At 62.9% G+C, this 15,489-nt stretch carries 14 protein-coding genes; 7 read left to right on the top strand and 7 right to left on the bottom strand.

The features are described 5' to 3' along the window. Positions 1 to 2: 2 nt before the first annotated feature. The 4 genes from mnmG to hemJ form a co-directional block, all read right to left on the bottom strand. The gene (gene mnmG, locus BRAS3843_RS12575) at positions 3 to 1,880 is read right to left on the bottom strand and encodes a tRNA uridine-5-carboxymethylaminomethyl(34) synthesis enzyme MnmG (protein ID WP_035981562.1); all 1,878 of its coding nucleotides are present in this window, start codon (positions 1,878 to 1,880) and stop codon (positions 3 to 5) included. A 171-nt stretch (positions 1,881 to 2,051) separates the two neighbouring features. Further along, entirely contained in the window at positions 2,052 to 3,380 is a 1,329-nt protein-coding gene (gene mnmE, locus BRAS3843_RS12570; protein WP_008969270.1) for a tRNA uridine-5-carboxymethylaminomethyl(34) synthesis GTPase MnmE, read from the bottom strand. Between the two features lie 151 nt (positions 3,381 to 3,531). Further along, the gene (rho, locus tag BRAS3843_RS12565) at positions 3,532 to 4,797 is read right to left on the bottom strand and encodes a transcription termination factor Rho (RefSeq protein ID WP_008969269.1); all 1,266 of its coding nucleotides are present in this window, start codon (positions 4,795 to 4,797) and stop codon (positions 3,532 to 3,534) included. A 244-nt stretch (positions 4,798 to 5,041) separates the two neighbouring features. Beyond that, on the bottom strand, positions 5,042 to 5,464 hold the full coding sequence (gene hemJ, locus BRAS3843_RS12560) for a protoporphyrinogen oxidase HemJ (RefSeq protein ID WP_008969268.1): 423 nt from the start codon (positions 5,462 to 5,464) through the stop codon (positions 5,042 to 5,044). Positions 5,465 to 5,879: 415 nt separating this feature from the next. On the opposite strand from hemJ, the gene BRAS3843_RS12555 reads away from it, so the two are divergent. Genes BRAS3843_RS12555 through dnaQ form a run of 4 tightly spaced genes read left to right on the top strand, consistent with a single transcriptional unit; the run spans position 5,880 to position 8,712 of the window. Continuing rightward, on the top strand, positions 5,880 to 6,722 hold the full coding sequence (locus BRAS3843_RS12555) for a pyruvate, water dikinase regulatory protein (RefSeq protein WP_008969267.1): 843 nt from the start codon (positions 5,880 to 5,882) through the stop codon (positions 6,720 to 6,722). A 7-nt stretch (positions 6,723 to 6,729) separates the two neighbouring features. Next, positions 6,730 to 7,338 carry a Maf family protein gene (locus BRAS3843_RS12550; RefSeq protein WP_008969266.1) on the top strand — a complete coding sequence of 203 codons (609 nt, stop codon included), beginning with the start codon at positions 6,730 to 6,732 and terminating at the stop codon, positions 7,336 to 7,338. A 35-nt stretch (positions 7,339 to 7,373) separates the two neighbouring features. Next, positions 7,374 to 7,973 (top strand): dephospho-CoA kinase, encoded by a 600-nt coding sequence (coaE, locus tag BRAS3843_RS12545; RefSeq protein ID WP_008969265.1) that lies wholly within the window; start codon positions 7,374 to 7,376, stop codon positions 7,971 to 7,973. A gap of 40 nt (positions 7,974 to 8,013) precedes the next feature. Next, on the top strand, positions 8,014 to 8,712 hold the full coding sequence (gene dnaQ, locus BRAS3843_RS12540; protein ID WP_008969264.1) for a DNA polymerase III subunit epsilon: 699 nt from the start codon (positions 8,014 to 8,016) through the stop codon (positions 8,710 to 8,712). A gap of 71 nt (positions 8,713 to 8,783) precedes the next feature. Here the strand turns inward: dnaQ and secB are convergent, their stop codons facing one another. Then, positions 8,784 to 9,257, bottom strand: coding sequence for a protein-export chaperone SecB (gene secB / locus BRAS3843_RS12535; protein WP_008969263.1), 474 nt, complete (start codon positions 9,255 to 9,257; stop codon positions 8,784 to 8,786). Positions 9,258 to 9,626: 369 nt separating this feature from the next. Between secB and BRAS3843_RS12530 the strand changes: the two genes are divergently transcribed. From BRAS3843_RS12530 to BRAS3843_RS12520, 3 genes are all read left to right on the top strand, one after another. Beyond that, positions 9,627 to 10,328: a Tim44/TimA family putative adaptor protein gene (locus tag BRAS3843_RS12530; protein ID WP_008969262.1), complete on the top strand. Its 702-nt coding sequence runs from the start codon at positions 9,627 to 9,629 to the stop codon at positions 10,326 to 10,328. A gap of 155 nt (positions 10,329 to 10,483) precedes the next feature. Then, positions 10,484 to 12,094, top strand: a complete 1,611-nt coding sequence (locus tag BRAS3843_RS12525) for an MltA domain-containing protein (RefSeq protein WP_008969261.1) — start codon at positions 10,484 to 10,486, stop codon at positions 12,092 to 12,094. Then, entirely contained in the window at positions 12,091 to 12,678 is a 588-nt protein-coding gene (locus tag BRAS3843_RS12520) for a Smr/MutS family protein (RefSeq protein ID WP_008969260.1), read from the top strand. Before BRAS3843_RS12525 ends, BRAS3843_RS12520 begins: the two co-directional genes overlap by 4 nt. Positions 12,679 to 12,775: 97 nt before the next feature. Here BRAS3843_RS12520 and BRAS3843_RS12515 read toward each other — a convergent pair whose 3' ends face one another. Both BRAS3843_RS12515 and hslU read right to left on the bottom strand, forming a co-directional pair. Then, positions 12,776 to 13,900, bottom strand: a complete 1,125-nt coding sequence (locus BRAS3843_RS12515) for a hypothetical protein (protein WP_008969259.1) — start codon at positions 13,898 to 13,900, stop codon at positions 12,776 to 12,778. 208 nt (positions 13,901 to 14,108) lie between these two features. Then, a complete protein-coding gene (gene hslU, locus BRAS3843_RS12510; RefSeq protein WP_008969258.1) occupies positions 14,109 to 15,413 on the bottom strand; it encodes an ATP-dependent protease ATPase subunit HslU in 1,305 nt (434 codons plus the stop codon). Between the last annotated feature and the right edge of the window lie 76 nt (positions 15,414 to 15,489).

Below are 15,489 nucleotides of genomic sequence, written 5' to 3'. Positions count from 1 at the left end.
CCTTACGCAGAGGTCTTCGCGCGCCGCGCCTCTCGGCGCAGGTAGGCCGCCAGGATCCCGAGCGCAGCCGGCGTCATGCCGTCGATCCTGCTCGCCTGCCCGACCGTCCAAGGCCGCGCCGAGATCAATTTGGCACGCGCCTCGTTGGAGAGGCCCGGCACATTATTGTAGTCGACGTCACCAAGCACCATGCCCTCGTCCCGTCGGAAGGCATCCACATCCGTGCTCTGGCGCTTCAGATAGACATCGTATTTGGCGTCGATCTCTAGGTGCACGGCAATGGTGGGATCGAGCGACCCCAGCTCCGGCCAGATCCCCCGCACTTCGCTCCAGCCCACCTCGGGATAGGCCAGAAGTTCGAAGGCTGATCGGCGCTGGCCGTCTCGGTTCAAGTTCAGCCCATGCTTGGCTGCTTCGTTCGGCGTCAGCGCGAGCGATTTCGCCAGCCGCTTCGCCGCCTCGAGCGCCGCCATCTTGCTCCGGTGGCGCTCAGCGCGGAGAGCGCCGACGCAGCCCAGTGCGATGCCCTTGTCGGTCAGACGCTGATCGGCATTGTCCGCACGGAGGGTCAGACGATATTCCGCGCGCGAGGTGAACATCCGATAGGGCTCGGTGATGCCGCGGGTGACGAGGTCATCGATCATCACTCCGAGATAGCCATCGGCGCGATCGAACACGATCGGATCAGAGCCGCCAGCCGCCAGTGCCGCATTGAGACCCGCGACCAGCCCCTGCGCCGCGGCCTCCTCGTAGCCCGTGGTGCCATTGATCTGTCCGGCCAGGAACAGCCGCTTCATACGTTTGGTCTGAAGAGTCGGATCGAGCTCGCGCGGGTCGATATGATCATATTCGATGGCGTAGCCCGGCCGGATCATTCGGACCCGTTCAAGGCCCGGAATGGTCGGCAGCAGAGCGAGCTGAACTTCCTCAGGCAGCGAGGTCGAGATCCCGTTCGGATAGACCGTGCTGTCGTCCAGACCTTCGGGCTCGAGGAAGATCTGATGCCCATCGCGATCACCGAAGCGGACGATCTTGTCCTCCACCGACGGGCAATAGCGCGGACCGGTGCTCTTGATTTGCCCGGAGTACATCGGCGAACGATGGACATTGGCCCGGATGACGTCGTGGGTCGCGGCCGTCGTACGGGTGATCCCGCACTGGATCTGAGGCGTCGTGATCCGGTCGGTCAGGACCGAGAAGGGCTCCGGCGGATCATCCCCCGGCTGCATCTCGACCGCGTTCCAGTCGATCGTGGTCCCGTCGAGCCGTGGCGGTGTCCCGGTTTTCAGCCGACCGAGCCTGAAGCCGGCGGCTTCCAGCGATTTCGACAAGCCTAGCGCCGGCGCCTCTCCGACCCGACCGGCTGGCCAGCTCTTCTCGCCGAGATGGATCAGGCCGCGAAGAAAGGTCCCGGTGGTGATGACCACGGCGCCGGCCGAAAGACATCTCCCATCGGCTAGCTTGAGACCAGTCACTTGGCCCTCCACGACGATCAACTCGTCGGCCTCGCCTTCGATGACTTCAAGATTGGCCGTCTCACAGATGGCGACCTGCATCGCCCCCGCATAGAGCTTGCGGTCGGCCTGGGCCCGAGGTCCGCGCACCGCCGGCCCCTTACGGCGATTGAGAACCCGGAATTGAATGCCACCAGCATCTGCGACACGCCCCATCAGACCATCGAGGGCATCGACTTCGCGGACCAGATGGCCCTTCCCGAGTCCACCGATCGCGGGATTGCAGGACATCGCGCCAATGGTCGCAAACTGGTGCGTGACCAGCGCGGTCTGCGCGCCCATTCGAGCGGCGGCCGCCGCTGCTTCACAGCCGGCATGGCCGCCACCGATAACGATGACGTCGAACGACTTCATATCTGTGCTCATGGACCGATATCTAGCGCTGGAAGGCGACTGTCGGAAGACGTTTCACGTGAAACATGGGATGTCACCCTCGTTGAGCCGTTTCACGTGAAACAACGCTGCGGACCTGTTTCACGTGAAACAGCGGGAACCGCTTTAAGCTCTGGTTAAGTATACGCGCAGATTTCTCGGCACTCATTTCCCGATGCAGAACTCACGGAAGATCACGTCGAGCACATCTTCCACATCCACCCGACCGAGCAGCTTTCCGAGCGCAAAGGCGGCGACTCGAAGCTCCTCGGCCGCGAGCTCCTCACCTTGCCCGACTGCGTCCAGGCTCCGACGAAGCGCCTCAGCGGTTTCCTCCAGAAGTTTTCTTTGCCGTTCACGACTGATCAGCCCGCTCTCGGAGCTGCCGAAAAAGTCTCGGGCAAAGATGACCAGCGCACCGAGCAGCTCCGGAAGTCCTTCTCCATGCTTAGCCGCGAGCGCAAAGGACGGCACGCCGAGTGAGCGATCAAACGTCCGGCTGCCTGCTTCATCGATCTTGTTTCTGATCAGCCAGATCGGTGCCTCGCCCGCATAATCGATCTTGGGCTCGTCGGTTTCGGCAAGCCACAGCACGAGATCAGCTTCCGCGGCGCGCGTCCGCGCTCGGCGGACGCCCTCCTGCTCGACCGGATCCTCGGTGTCGCGGATCCCGGCCGTGTCAATGACCGTCACCGGATAGCCGTCGAGATCAAGCTGAACCTCGATGACGTCACGCGTCGTTCCGGCATACGGCGAGACAATCGCCACCTCGCGGCGGGCGAGTTGATTCATCAGAGTCGATTTGCCTGCGTTCGGAGGACCGGCGATGACCACGGTGAGGCCGTCACGCAATCGCTCGGCCCGGCCGCGCTCGGCGAGCACGTTTTCGATCTCGCCAAGCAGCCCCTTGATCCGGATGATCGCGGGTCCGATCAGCTCGTCCGGCAAATCACCCTCGTCGGCGAAGTCGATCCCTGCTTCGATCAAGGCCGCGGCTTCAATGATCTGGCTGCGCCAGTCGCGCGCCCGATCACCGAGCAGACCCCTGAGTTGACGCAGCGCCTGCCGTCGCTGCCGATCGGTGTCAGCATGGATCAGATCGTCCAGGCCCTCGGCCTCGGTGAGATCAATCTTGCCGTTTTCGAACGCGCGTCGGGTGAACTCACCGGGCTCTGCGGGGCGGAAATCGGGGCGCGCCGACAGGGCCGCGAAGAGCGTCGACAAAACGGCTCGGCTGCCATGGACATAAAGTTCGGCGACGTCCTCGCCGGTGGCGCTGGCTGGCGCCGGAAACCACAGCACCACGGCATCATCGATCGGCTCGCCCGCGGCGTCGCGCAACAAGGCACGCACCGCAGTCCTGGCTGCCGGCAGTTTCCCCGCCAGAGTCTGCAGCGCCAGCCCGGCCTGTCGGCCGGATAATCTGACGATCGCAATCGCGCTCGGCAGCCGTCCGGAGGACAAGGCATAGATGGTTTGGTCGTGGGGATGCATGTGTCCTCAGGTGGACCCACACAGCACCAAACACAATCGATTTGCCGCAAGATGCTTTACGTCCGGTGCCGCGCCCGGCCGCAGCGTACACTCGAAATAAAAAGGGCGCCTGTGACGGCGCCCTTCGCAAAAGCCAGCTCGAAGCCAGCTATCAGGTATTCATTGACTCGAAGAACTCGGCATTGCTCTTGGTATTCCGGAGCTTGTCGAGCAGGAAGTCGATCGCATCCATCGTGCCCATCGGATTGAGGATGCGCCGGAGCACGTACATCTTCTTGAGGTTCTGCGAGTCGGTGATGAGCTCTTCCTTGCGGGTGCCGGAGCGGGCGATGTCGATCGCCGGGAAAGTCCGCTTGTCCGCGACCTTGCGATCGAGGATCAGCTCGGAATTGCCGGTGCCCTTGAACTCTTCGAAGATGACTTCGTCCATGCGGCTGCCGGTATCAACCAGCGCGGTTGCGATGATGGTCAGCGAGCCGCCTTCCTCGATGTTGCGGGCCGCACCGAAGAACCGCTTCGGCCGTTGCAGCGCGTTGGCGTCGACACCGCCGGTCAGCACCTTGCCGGATGACGGCACGACCGTGTTGTAGGCGCGGCCGAGCCGGGTGATCGAGTCCAGCAGAATGACCACGTCGCGACCATGTTCGACCAAGCGCTTGGCCTTCTCGATCACCATCTCCGCGACCTGGACGTGACGCACCGCCGGCTCGTCGAAGGTCGACGACACGACCTCGCCCTTCACCGAGCGCTGCATGTCCGTGACTTCCTCCGGACGTTCGTCGATCAGGAGCACGATCAGGTAGCATTCCGGATGATTGGCCGTGATGGAGTGCGCGATGTTCTGCATCAGCACGGTCTTGCCGGTACGCGGCGGGGCCACGATCAGCGCGCGCTGGCCTTTGCCGATGGGAGCGACGATGTCGATCACGCGCGCGGACAGGTCCTTGCGGGTCGGATCCTCAAGCTCGAGCCGGAAGCGCTGATCCGGAAACAGCGGCGTGAGGTTGTCGAAATTGACCTTGTGCTTGGACTTCTCGGGATCCTCGAAGTTCAGCGTGTTGACCTTGAGAAGCGCGAAATAACGCTCGCCTTCTTTCGGGCTGCGAATGTGGCCTTCGATCGTGTCGCCGGTGCGCAGGCCGAAGCGGCGAATCTGCGAGGGCGAGACATAGATGTCGTCGGGCCCCGGCAGGTAGTTGGCATCCGGTGAGCGCAGGAAGCCGAAGCCGTCGGAGAGAACCTCGACGACGCCTTCGCCGATGATGTCGGTCTCGGCGATCGCGAGCTGTTTGAGAATGGCGAACATCAGCTCCTGCTTGCGCATCGTGCTGGCGTTCTCGACCCCATTTTCCTCGGCGAAGGAGACAAGCTCGGCCGGAGTTTTTGATTTGAGGTCCTGAAGTTTGATTTCCCGCATTTGGGAGAGTCCTGTGGAGCGGCGAGGGAAGGATGCGAGGTGGTTGTGGGAAGCGCGGACGGAAATGAAGGTCCGCAGGTCTAAGCAAGGTTGGCGCCATCAAGGCACCAGACCTGATGCGGCGGCCGGTTGAACCGGGACGCAACCACATCCGCCTGCGTGGGGTGGGATAAACTGAATATAGAAAATTGCGCCCCATTTCGCAAGGCGCCCCGCAGCAAAGCGTCATGCAGGCTTTACCTGCCTAAAACGGCTTTACAATCACGAGGATAACGATTCCGATCATCAGAACGGTCGGGACCTCGTTGATGATGCGGTAAGACCGCTGGGGCCGCTTGTTGCGGTCGGCCGCAAAATCCTTGACGCAGCGCGACAAGAAGCCGTGCACGCCGGACATGATCAGGACCAGCAGAAACTTGGCGTGAAACCAGCCGGACGTGTACCAGTGGCCGGCCCACACCAGATAAAGCCCCGCCAGCCAGGTCACGATCATCGCCGGATTGATGATCGCCTTGAGCAGCCGACGCTCCATGACCTTGAAGGTCTCGGACTGCTTCGAGCCGATCTCGGCTTCGCAATGATAAACGAACAGCCGTGGCAAATAGAGCATGCCGGCCATCCAGGAGATGACGGCAATAACGTGCAAAGCCTTGATCCACTCGTACATGGAGACGTGCAACCCCGTTGAGCGGACTCAAGCCGCCTTGCAAGCGAGACATATCCGCTCGCTCGGTCTCCTCCAAACCAAATAAATTTTGAATCTAAGGTTTGAGTCTGGTTGGACGTGGATTTGACTCACACAATTCGGCTCGCAGCTTACCCTTGGCTTATCCACATCCCCCGGCGTGTCGGGACTGAATCTTCGTCAGCGGTACAAGTCGATGCCCATCAGATGTTTGCGCCGATCGATCGACAGCTTATCCAGAGACAAATGGACCCGCTCCCGATATCATCGGACGATCGGGCTGACTTATCCTGACCTGCAGGCGTGTGTAGAAAAAAAGCGGTTATCCCAAGCGCGGCGGCCGACCTCGGATTTTCGCCCGATCCATCACCAGGATTCACAGATTGTTAAGGACTTGATGCCCACCACCGGCAACTACTTTCACCTGCATTTGGTTTCCGACTCGACCGGCGAAACCCTGATCACGGTCGCCCGCGCGGTCGCTGCGCAATACACCAATGTCACACCCGTTGAGCATGTGTATCCGCTGGTCCGCAGCCAGAAGCAGCTGGATCGCGTCCTCGACGAGATCGAGGAATCCCCGGGCATCGTGCTGTTCACGCTGCTCGAAAAGGATCTCGTCAGCCGGCTGGAGGCCAAGTGCCAGGAGCTCAACATCCCCAGCCTGTCGATCATCGGGCCGGTGATGCAGCTGTTCGAAGCCTATCTCGGCGCCGCGACGGCCGGCCGTGTCGGCGCGCAGCATGTGCTCAATGCGGAATATTTCGCGCGCATCGACGCGCTGAATTACACCATGCTTCACGATGACGGGCAGCTGGTCGAGGATCTCGAACAGGCCGAGGTGGTGCTGGTCGGAGTGTCCCGCACCTCGAAGACTCCGACGTCGATCTATCTTGCCAATCGCGGTGTCCGCACCGCCAACGTGCCGCTGGTGCCCGGCATTCCGATTCCGCATCAGCTCGAGACGTTGTCGAAACCGCTGGTGGTCAGCCTGCATGCGACGCCCGAGCGGCTGATCCAGGTTCGGCAGAACCGGCTCCTCAGCATGGGCGCCGACGCCACCAATGAGACATATATCGACAAGCAGTCGGTGGCCGAAGAAGTCGCCTATGCGCGCAAGCTCAGCGCCAAATTCAACTGGGTGATGCTCGACGTCACGCGCCGCTCGATCGAGGAGACGGCGGCTGCCATCCTGAAGCTCTATACCGACCGGCAGCGGCAGCGACAGCCGGAGTCATGAGGGCAGCATGACACTCTGGCGTGGTGACTTGCCGCTCGTGCTTGCTTCGCAAAGCCCGGCGCGACGGGCGTTGCTCGACAATGCCGGGCTGGCCTGCCTGGCCGAGCCGGCCGATATCGACGAGCGCGAAATCCAGAACGAGTCCGGCCTGTTCGCGCCGTACGAGATCGCGCTTCATCTCGCGCAGGCCAAGGCGCTCGCGGTTTCGGCCAAACGGCGGGGTCATCACGTGGTCGGTGCCGACCAGACGCTGGCGCTGGGCGACCGCATGTTCAACAAGCCGGCCGGCCACGACCAGGCTGCGCAGCAGCTGCTTGCGCTCGCTGGCCGGACCCATGCGTTGCATTCGGCCGTCGTGGTCGCCCGTGATGGTGAGGTGGTATTCTCGCATGTCGCGGTCGCCTGGATGTCGATGCGGCCGCTGAGTGAAGCAGACGTCTCGGCCTATCTCGAGGAGGCCGGTGCGGCGGTCACCACCAGCGTGGGCGCCTATCAGCTCGAAGGCCTGGGCGTACATCTGTTCGACCGCATCGATGGCGATCACTTCACCATCCTCGGTCTGCCGCTGCTGCCGTTGCTCGCCTTCTTCAGGGACGCACGACTGCTCGCACTATGAAGCCTACGTTTCAGACTGAGCGCGGAGAGGCGTGAATGAGAGTGCTGGGTCTGACCGGCTCGATCGGGATGGGCAAATCGACCACGGCAAAGCTGTTCGCCGAGGCTGGGGTCCCCGTCTACGATGCCGACGCCACCGTCCATAAAGTATATGAAGGTGAGGCGGTGCCGCCGATCGAGGCGGCCTTCCCGGGGACGACACTCGACGGCAAGGTCGATCGTGCCAAACTGTCCGCGAAGGTCGTCGGCGATGCCGAGGCGATCAGGCGCCTCGAGGCCATCGTTCATCCGATGCTGCGGTCGTATCACCAGAAGTTTCTGGATGACACTGAACGCTCCGGCGTGCCGGTTGCGGTGGTCGATGTGCCCTTGCTGTTCGAGACCGGCGGCGACAAACGTGTCGATGCCGTGGTCGTCGTCACAACCTCACCCGACATTCAGCGTGAGCGCATCCTGGCGCGCGGCACCATGTCGAGTGAGGCACTCGATGCCATTCTGGCCCGCCAGATGCCGGATGAGGAAAAGCGCAAGCGGGCGGATTTCGTCGTGGATACGTCACACGGACTTGACCCGGTGCGGGCGCGCATTCGCGACATCCTGGATCAGGTTGTTAAGATGCCGCGGCGGCGGATCTGATTCGCCGTGCGTCAAGCAACCTAACGGACCTGACAAGACCATGCGTGAGATCGTTCTAGATACCGAAACCACCGGCCTTGATGCCCTGCGCGGCGACCGGCTGGTCGAGATCGGCTGCATCGAGATCTTCAACCGCATGCCGACGGGCCAGACGTTCCATCGCTATATTAATCCCGAACGCGACATGCCGGCCGAGGCATTCGCGGTTCACGGGCTGTCGAGCGAATTTCTCGCGACCAAGCCGCTCTTCCACGAGGTTGTGGAGGAGTTTCTCACCTTCATCGGTGATGCGCCGCTGGTGATCCATAACGCATCGTTCGACATTGGCTTCATCAACGCCGAGCTCGACCGGGTGAGCCGGGTGCCAATCCCGCGGGAGCGGCTGGTCGACACGCTGCTGCTCGCGCGCCGCAAACATCCCGGCGTCTCGAACCGGCTGGACGATCTCTGCTCGCGATATGCAATCGACAATTCCCGCCGTACCAAGCACGGCGCATTGCTCGATGCCGAGCTGCTGGCGGAAGTCTATGTCGATCTGGTGGGAGCGCGGCAGTCGCAGCTCATCCTGACCCAGGAGAGCGTGGAGATCCGCGTGGGAACGTCGACCGACATGCCGCGACGGCAGCGCGAGGTACCGCTGGCCCCGCGGGTCACGGACGCCGAGCGCGAGGCGCATCGCGCCTTTGTCGCGACCCTGGGCGAGAAACCGATCTGGAACGATTTCCTGGCGGCCACGTGATCCCTCGGGCCATCGGCCAAAGGGATCACGCGCCTTTCAATTCATTTAATTGAGAAGAACGTCGGCAGCGCTCAGCTCGGCTGGTCAGCGCCCTGCCGTTCCATGTTCTGCCGGTACAGGCCGACGAAATCGACCGGATCCAGCATCAACGGCGGGAACCCGCCATCGCGCACGGCCGTGGCGACGATCTCGCGGGCGAACGGGAACAGCAGCCGCGGGCACTCGATCAGCAACATCGGCGACAGGTTCTCGCGAGGGATGTTGACCAGGCGGAAGACGCCGCCATAGACCAGCTCGAAGCTGAACATCAGCTTGCTCGCGCTTTCGGCCTTGCCCTCGATCGAAAGCGTCACTTCGTACTCGCTCTCGGCGATGTTATTGGCGCCGACATTGATCTGAATGTTGATCTGCGGCGGCTGGGCCTGCGGCGTCAGCGACTGCGGGGCATTCGGATTCTCGAATGAGAGGTCCTTGGTGTATTGCGCCAGGACGTTCAACTGAGGGGGAGGGCCCGCCTCGGGGGTGGCACCGTTACCGTTGGTCATGAGGGTGTTCTCCTGGCAGAAAGGGCGGATCGTCGCGGCGCGTGGCTAACATAGGGCCGGTCTGTTCCACAAGGATGCGGGCGGATCTTGCGGTGCCGACCCTTTGGCGGGCCGGTAGCCGGGGCCGGGCCGGGGGCGCGCCGAAATGGCCGTTAAGCGATTGAACATGCATTAACTCCCCCGGGCGGGATTTCCCCTTTCTAGAGAAAGAGGTTACAATCCCCGCGCCAGAATGCGCCATTGGCCGGGCCCAATTTCATGACTACATCCAGGCGACAACCGACCCTGTAGTCCGTGCCGGCTTTTGAGGACGGAGAGCCCGACAGTCGGTTCCGTGGCCGGCGCGACAAGTCAGAAAGCGAAAACGACGTGGATATTTATACCATCATCTTCCTGGCGTTGGCGGTTTTCATCTTCGTGCGCCTGCGCGCCGTGCTCGGTCAACGCACCGGCAACGAGCGCCCGCCGTTTGACCGCACCGCCCGGAACGCCGTTCAGGGGGTGCCGGACAGCAATGTCATGCCCGTTCCGGGCAAGCTGATCGACCCGGGAACTCCCTCGCAGACGGTGGACGTAGCTCCTATGGCCGATCGGTGGAAGGGTCTGACCGAACCGGGTACGGCACTCGCCCGCGGGTTGGATGCGATCGTCGCCCAGGACTCGTCGTTCGATCCGCGCCATTTCATCTCCGGTGCCCGCAGCGCCTATGAGATGATCGTGCTGGCCTTCGCCAACGGCGATCGCCGCGCGCTGCGCGACCTGTTGTCGTCGGACGTCTATGACAGTTTTGAAGCTGTCATCAAGGATCGGGAAAGGCACGAGCAGAAGACCGAGACGCGGTTTGTCTCGATCGACAAGGCCGAGCTGGTCGGAGCCGATCTGCGCGACCGTACTGCGCAGCTGACCGTTCGGTTCGTCTCGCAGATGGTTTCGGTCACGCGCGACAAGGCCGGTGCGATCGTCGACGGCAATCCGGACAAGGTCGCCGACATCACCGACATCTGGACATTTGCCCGTGACATCACCTCACGCGATCCGAACTGGAAGCTGGTCGGAACCGGCAGCCATTGACGTAAGACGGTGATGAGTGTCGCGATGACGATGGCTCATGGGAATATTGCAAGAGCCTGAGACTGGCGCGAGGGGGAGGACATCGCGCGCAACACAGATTTGCTTAATCCTTATTTTCCAAACTTCGCGTTGAGTGGTGCTTGGACGGTGCAGCGATGGTGCGCGAATTTTGGAAGCCGCCTTTTTCCGGCAATCGCCTCAGTTATGTTGTCGCCGGCCTCGGTCTGATCGCGGTTGCGGGCGTGCTCACGCCCTATGCCGCCGAAGCTGTTCGAAGCTCGCGTCGGCACGAAGCTGCAGCGCCGGTTCGCCAGCTCCCCTACCCGCCTCTTGACTGGCCGTTGCAGATCGCCGGCAGCCAATATGTTCCGCTGGGCTGGGCCGATGTTCCCGGCTGGGCCGAGGACGACCATCTGGCGGCGTATCGGACATTCCGGGCGAGCTGCAAGCCGATCGCGGCCCAGCAGAATGCACCTGATGACACCAAGGCGCTGGGTGGTTCGCTGCGTGATCCCTGTCGTGCCGCGGAGACGCTCGACCTCAGCGACGCGGCCAAAGCAAGAGCCTTCTTCGAACATCATTTCCAGCCATTGAAGATCTCGCGGCTGGGCGACAATGACGGCTTCGTCACCGGCTATTACGAGCCGATCCTGGACGGATCGCGCACCCAGAACGAAGTCTACAACGTTCCGGTCTATCGCCGGCCTTCGAACGTGTTTGTCCGCGGCTTCAAGCAGGATGCGCCGAACCTGCCTAACAAGGGACCGGTCTACCGCAAGATCGGGCGCCGCAAGCTCGTGCCTTATTATGATCGCGCGGCGATCGAGGACGGCGCGATCGAAGGACGCGGCCTGGAAATCTGCTGGCTCAGAAGCCAGGTTGATCTGCTCTTCGCCCAAATCCAGGGCTCTGCGCGCATCGCGCTCGATGACGGCACGACCCTGCGCATCAACTACGATGCCTATAATGGTCAGCCCTATACCCCGGTCGGCCGCATCCTGATCGAGCGCGGCATCATCCCGCGCGAAGAGATGTCGATGCAGCGGATCAGGGATTGGATGGAGCAGAACCCGAACGCCGCCGACGAGGTGCGCCGGCAGAACCGGTCCTACATCTTTTTCCGCGAGGTCAATCTATCGGACAAAGACGAGGCGGTGGGCGCGCAGGGCATTCCGCTGACGCCGGGGCGGTCGATCGCGGTCGACAAGTCGCTGCATGTCTACGGCACGCCGTTCTTCATCACCGGCGACCTGCCGATCGAGTCCGAGCGGTCGAAGACGCCGTTTCATCGGCTGATGATCGCGCAGGACACCGGCTCGGCGATTGTCGGCCCGGCACGCGCGGATCTGTATTTCGGCGCTGGCGCAGAAGCCGGCAGGATCTCCGGCCGGCTCAAGCAGAACATCCAGTTCGTGATGCTGGTGCCGAAGGCGCTCGATCCGGTCGGACGCAGCCACAAGATGCCCCTGCCCGATCCGCGGCCCTCGGAAAAGATTGCCAAGCTGTTTCCGCAGCTGCCGCCGAAGGATCAGGCCAAAGATCAGGCGAAGGGACAGACCAAGGACCAAGCCAAGGACCAGAAATCGGCAGCGATCGCTCCCGATGTTTCGACCGGATCGGCTCCCGCCGTCGCAACGACTTCGTCGGCTCCGTCCGATCCGAGCTTGGCCCAAAGAGTGCCGCTGCCGGAGGCCAGGCCGAAGGTCGCGGGCGATGACAGGACCGACCACTTTCGTTATGGCAGGCGCCACCGTCATCGCCGATGAAACCGCCACCCGCATCGCAGGATCCGAAGACGCCGCGCGGCCGCAGACGCGGTCTCAGCGAAGAAGATCGCGCGCTATGGGAGACCGTCGCCAAGCAGGTCAAGCCGCTGCGCAAGAAGCCGCGCCCGGCAAAGCTGCATCCGCCGATGTCGGCATCTGAGGCGGCCATTGCCAAGCCCTCTGCTCCGCCCCGCCCCGCCGCTCCGATGCAGGTGCCGAAACCTGCAAAGCCGGCGATGCCGCCGCTGGCCCCGCTCGGCCGCCGCGAACGCGCGCGCTTGTCGCGGGGGCGCAACGACATCGATGCGCGGCTCGATCTGCACGGCATGACCCAGCATCGCGCGCATCAGGCGCTGCATCTGTTTCTGCAGCGGGCTCACAGCGAAGGCTTCACTTTCGTGCTCGTCATCACCGGCAAGGGTACGGTCGGCGACGACTCCGAGCGCGGGGTGCTGCGACGCCAGGTGCCGCATTGGCTGAGCCTGCCGGAATTCCGGCCCTTCATCGTCGGCTTCGAGGAAGCCCATATCGGACATGGCGGGGCGGGCGCGCTCTATGTGCGGATCAGGCGGCCGCGATCCTGACCAGAGCATGATCCGGAAAAGTGCGAAGCGGTTTTCCGGCGCGACAAACGTGGAAAGCGTTTGCGCGGAGATCATGCTCAAGACGAGAGCTAAAAGATCAGAAAGGCCGGATGATTCCGACACGGGGCACCAGCGTGATGACCCAGCCGAGAATCGTCGTCTTTCGATCATCCGACGAGATCGGCGCAACGGCCTTGGTTGCCGGCAACGTCTTCACCGCATGCAGCAACAGCATCATGCAGACCGCCCAGCTCGAGATCCAGCGGGCGTAGTCGAACACGGTCAGGAAGATGATCAGGTAGCCGAGGCTGACGCCGATCAAGGCGGCAATGACGATGCGCCGGTGCCGCTGGTCCGCGAGCGCGCCGATGACTGCAGCAAAGTAGCGCCACAGCGGCGTATGCAGCCAGATCAAGAGCGCATAGACCGGCACGCCGAGCAGGTTCGAGGGCATGCGGGCCCAGGTGTCCTGGAATTCCTTGGCCAGTGGCTGGTACCAGACATAGGCGAACTCCAACAGATCGGTGCGCGAGGGATCGGCCATCCGGCTCTTCAGGTAGAGCACGAAGTCGGCCTGCGGAATCGGCATGGTCCCGAAGAATTGCGCCGCCAGGAACAATGCGCCGAGGCCGACCACAGCCAAGGCGCCGACGCCGATAGTCAGTGGCGTCAGATCGCGCGCGAGGTAATGGCGCATTACGGTGATCGCGATGATGGTCGGCACATACATCAGGAGATGGATGTGGTGGATCAGGATGAGCAGCGCCGAGAGCAACGTGGCAAGCAGAACGTAGGCGAGCGAACGCGCCGGGACCAGCAGCAGGATGATCGCGGCTAGGCAGCCATAGATGTCGAAATGGCCGAGCGCGAACATGAAGTTCTTGAGGAAGAACGGGGAGCCGATGAGGAAGACGAACAGCGGCAGCTGCTTCTCGTCGAAGCCGAACGTTCGGCGGAACAACTGCACGAACAAGCCGAGCGTCAGCAGCCATACCGAGCCGCCGAGGACGAAGACCAACCAGACCGGAATCTTCGTCGTAAACAGCGCGACCACGGCGCCGATCAGTGCTCGCTTGATGAAGCCGAAATGATAGTCGACCAGGAGATGGATGTAGGGAATAAAGGGCCGCTGCGTGAGCTTCCACAGGAAGAGGCCCGTCATGACGGTGGCGTTCACCGCCAACATCACGCGCCAGGGATTCTGTCGCGCGGTTCGCTTCATCTTGCGCTGAACGCAACTGCACGAGTCCAACTGTCGTCCCGGCCAAGCGAGCTCCCGGCATCGCGCAGCAATGTCCGGAGGCGAGCGCGAGCCGGGATCCATAACCACCGATGCCGATGTTGTGCGAAGGCAAGGGCCACGTCGACGCCTGCTACTAAGTTCGGTGGTTATGGGTCCCCGCTTTCGCGGGGACGACGGAAGGACCAGGTTACAAGATAAACCGGCTCAGATCGGCATTCTTGGCGAGGTCGCCGATGTGCTGCTGCACATAGGCGGCGTCGACCCGGATGGTCTCGCCATTGCGATCGGACGCGGTGAAGGAGATCTCATCCAGCACCCGCTCCATCACGGTCTGCAGCCGCCGTGCGCCGATATTCTCGACCGTGGAGTTGACGGCCACCGCGACGTCGGCCAGTGCGTCGATCGCATCGTCGGTGATGTCGAGGGTGACGCCCTCGGTGTGCATCAGCGCCACATATTGCTTGATCAGCGAGGCCTCCGGCTCGGTCAGGATCCGGCGCATGTCGTCGCGGCTCAGCGCCTGCAGCTCGACCCGGATCGGCAGGCGGCCCTGCAGCTCCGGCAGCAGGTCGGACGGTTTTGCGATGTGGAAGGCGCCCGAGGCAATGAACAGGATGTGATCGGTCTTGACCGCGCCGTGCTTGGTCGAGACCGTGGTGCCCTCGATCAAGGGCAGCAGATCGCGCTGCACGCCCTCGCGCGAGACGTCGCCGCCGAGGCGATTTTCGCGGACGCAGATCTTGTCGATCTCGTCCAGGAAGACGATGCCGTTGTTCTCGACCGCGGCAATTGCCTCCTGCACCAGCTGATCATCGTCGAGCAGCTTGTCGGATTCCTCATTGACCAGAATGTCGTGGGAGCCGGCAACCGTGAGGCGGCGTGTCTTGGTGCGGCCACCCATCTTGCCGAACAGGTCGCCGATCGAGATCGCGCCCATCTGGGCGCCCGGCATGCCCGGGATCTCGAACATCGGAAAGCCGCTGCCGGACGACTGCGTCTCGATCTCGATTTCCTTGTCGTTGAGCTCGCCCGCGCGCAGCTTGCGGCGGAACGAGTCCCGCGTGGTCGCGCTGGCGTTGGCACCGACCAGGGCGTCGAGCACGCGCTCCTCGGCGGCAAGCTGGGCCCGCGCAGCGACATCCTTGCGCTTGCGGTCGCGCACCTGAATGATCGCAACCTCGACCAAGTCGCGGACGATCTGCTCGACGTCGCGGCCGACATAGCCGACCTCGGTGAACTTGGTGGCCTCTACCTTCAGGAACGGCGCGCCGGCGAGCTTGGCCAGCCGTCGCGCGATCTCGGTCTTGCCGACGCCGGTCGGCCCGATCATCAGGATGTTCTTCGGCAGCACCTCTTCGCGCAGGCCGGAGTCGAGCTGCAGGCGCCGCCAGCGGTTGCGGAGCGCGATGGAGACCGCGCGCTTGGCGTCGGCCTGGCCGACGATGTAGCGGTCGAGTTCTGAGACGATTTCGCGGGGGGAAAAGTCGGTCATGGGTCCTAGCTAAGGCCGGATTGGGATCGGAACAAGTCAGCCCCGAGAGACACCTTGTGTCGCGGCTTACGGGCCA

The sequence above is a fragment of the Bradyrhizobium sp. STM 3843 genome (assembly GCF_000239815.1).
In the GTDB taxonomy this organism is placed as follows: Bacteria; Pseudomonadota; Alphaproteobacteria; order Rhizobiales; family Xanthobacteraceae; genus Bradyrhizobium.
Note: the sequence above shows the minus strand (reverse complement) of the source record. Positions and strands in the feature narration are given on the sequence as shown.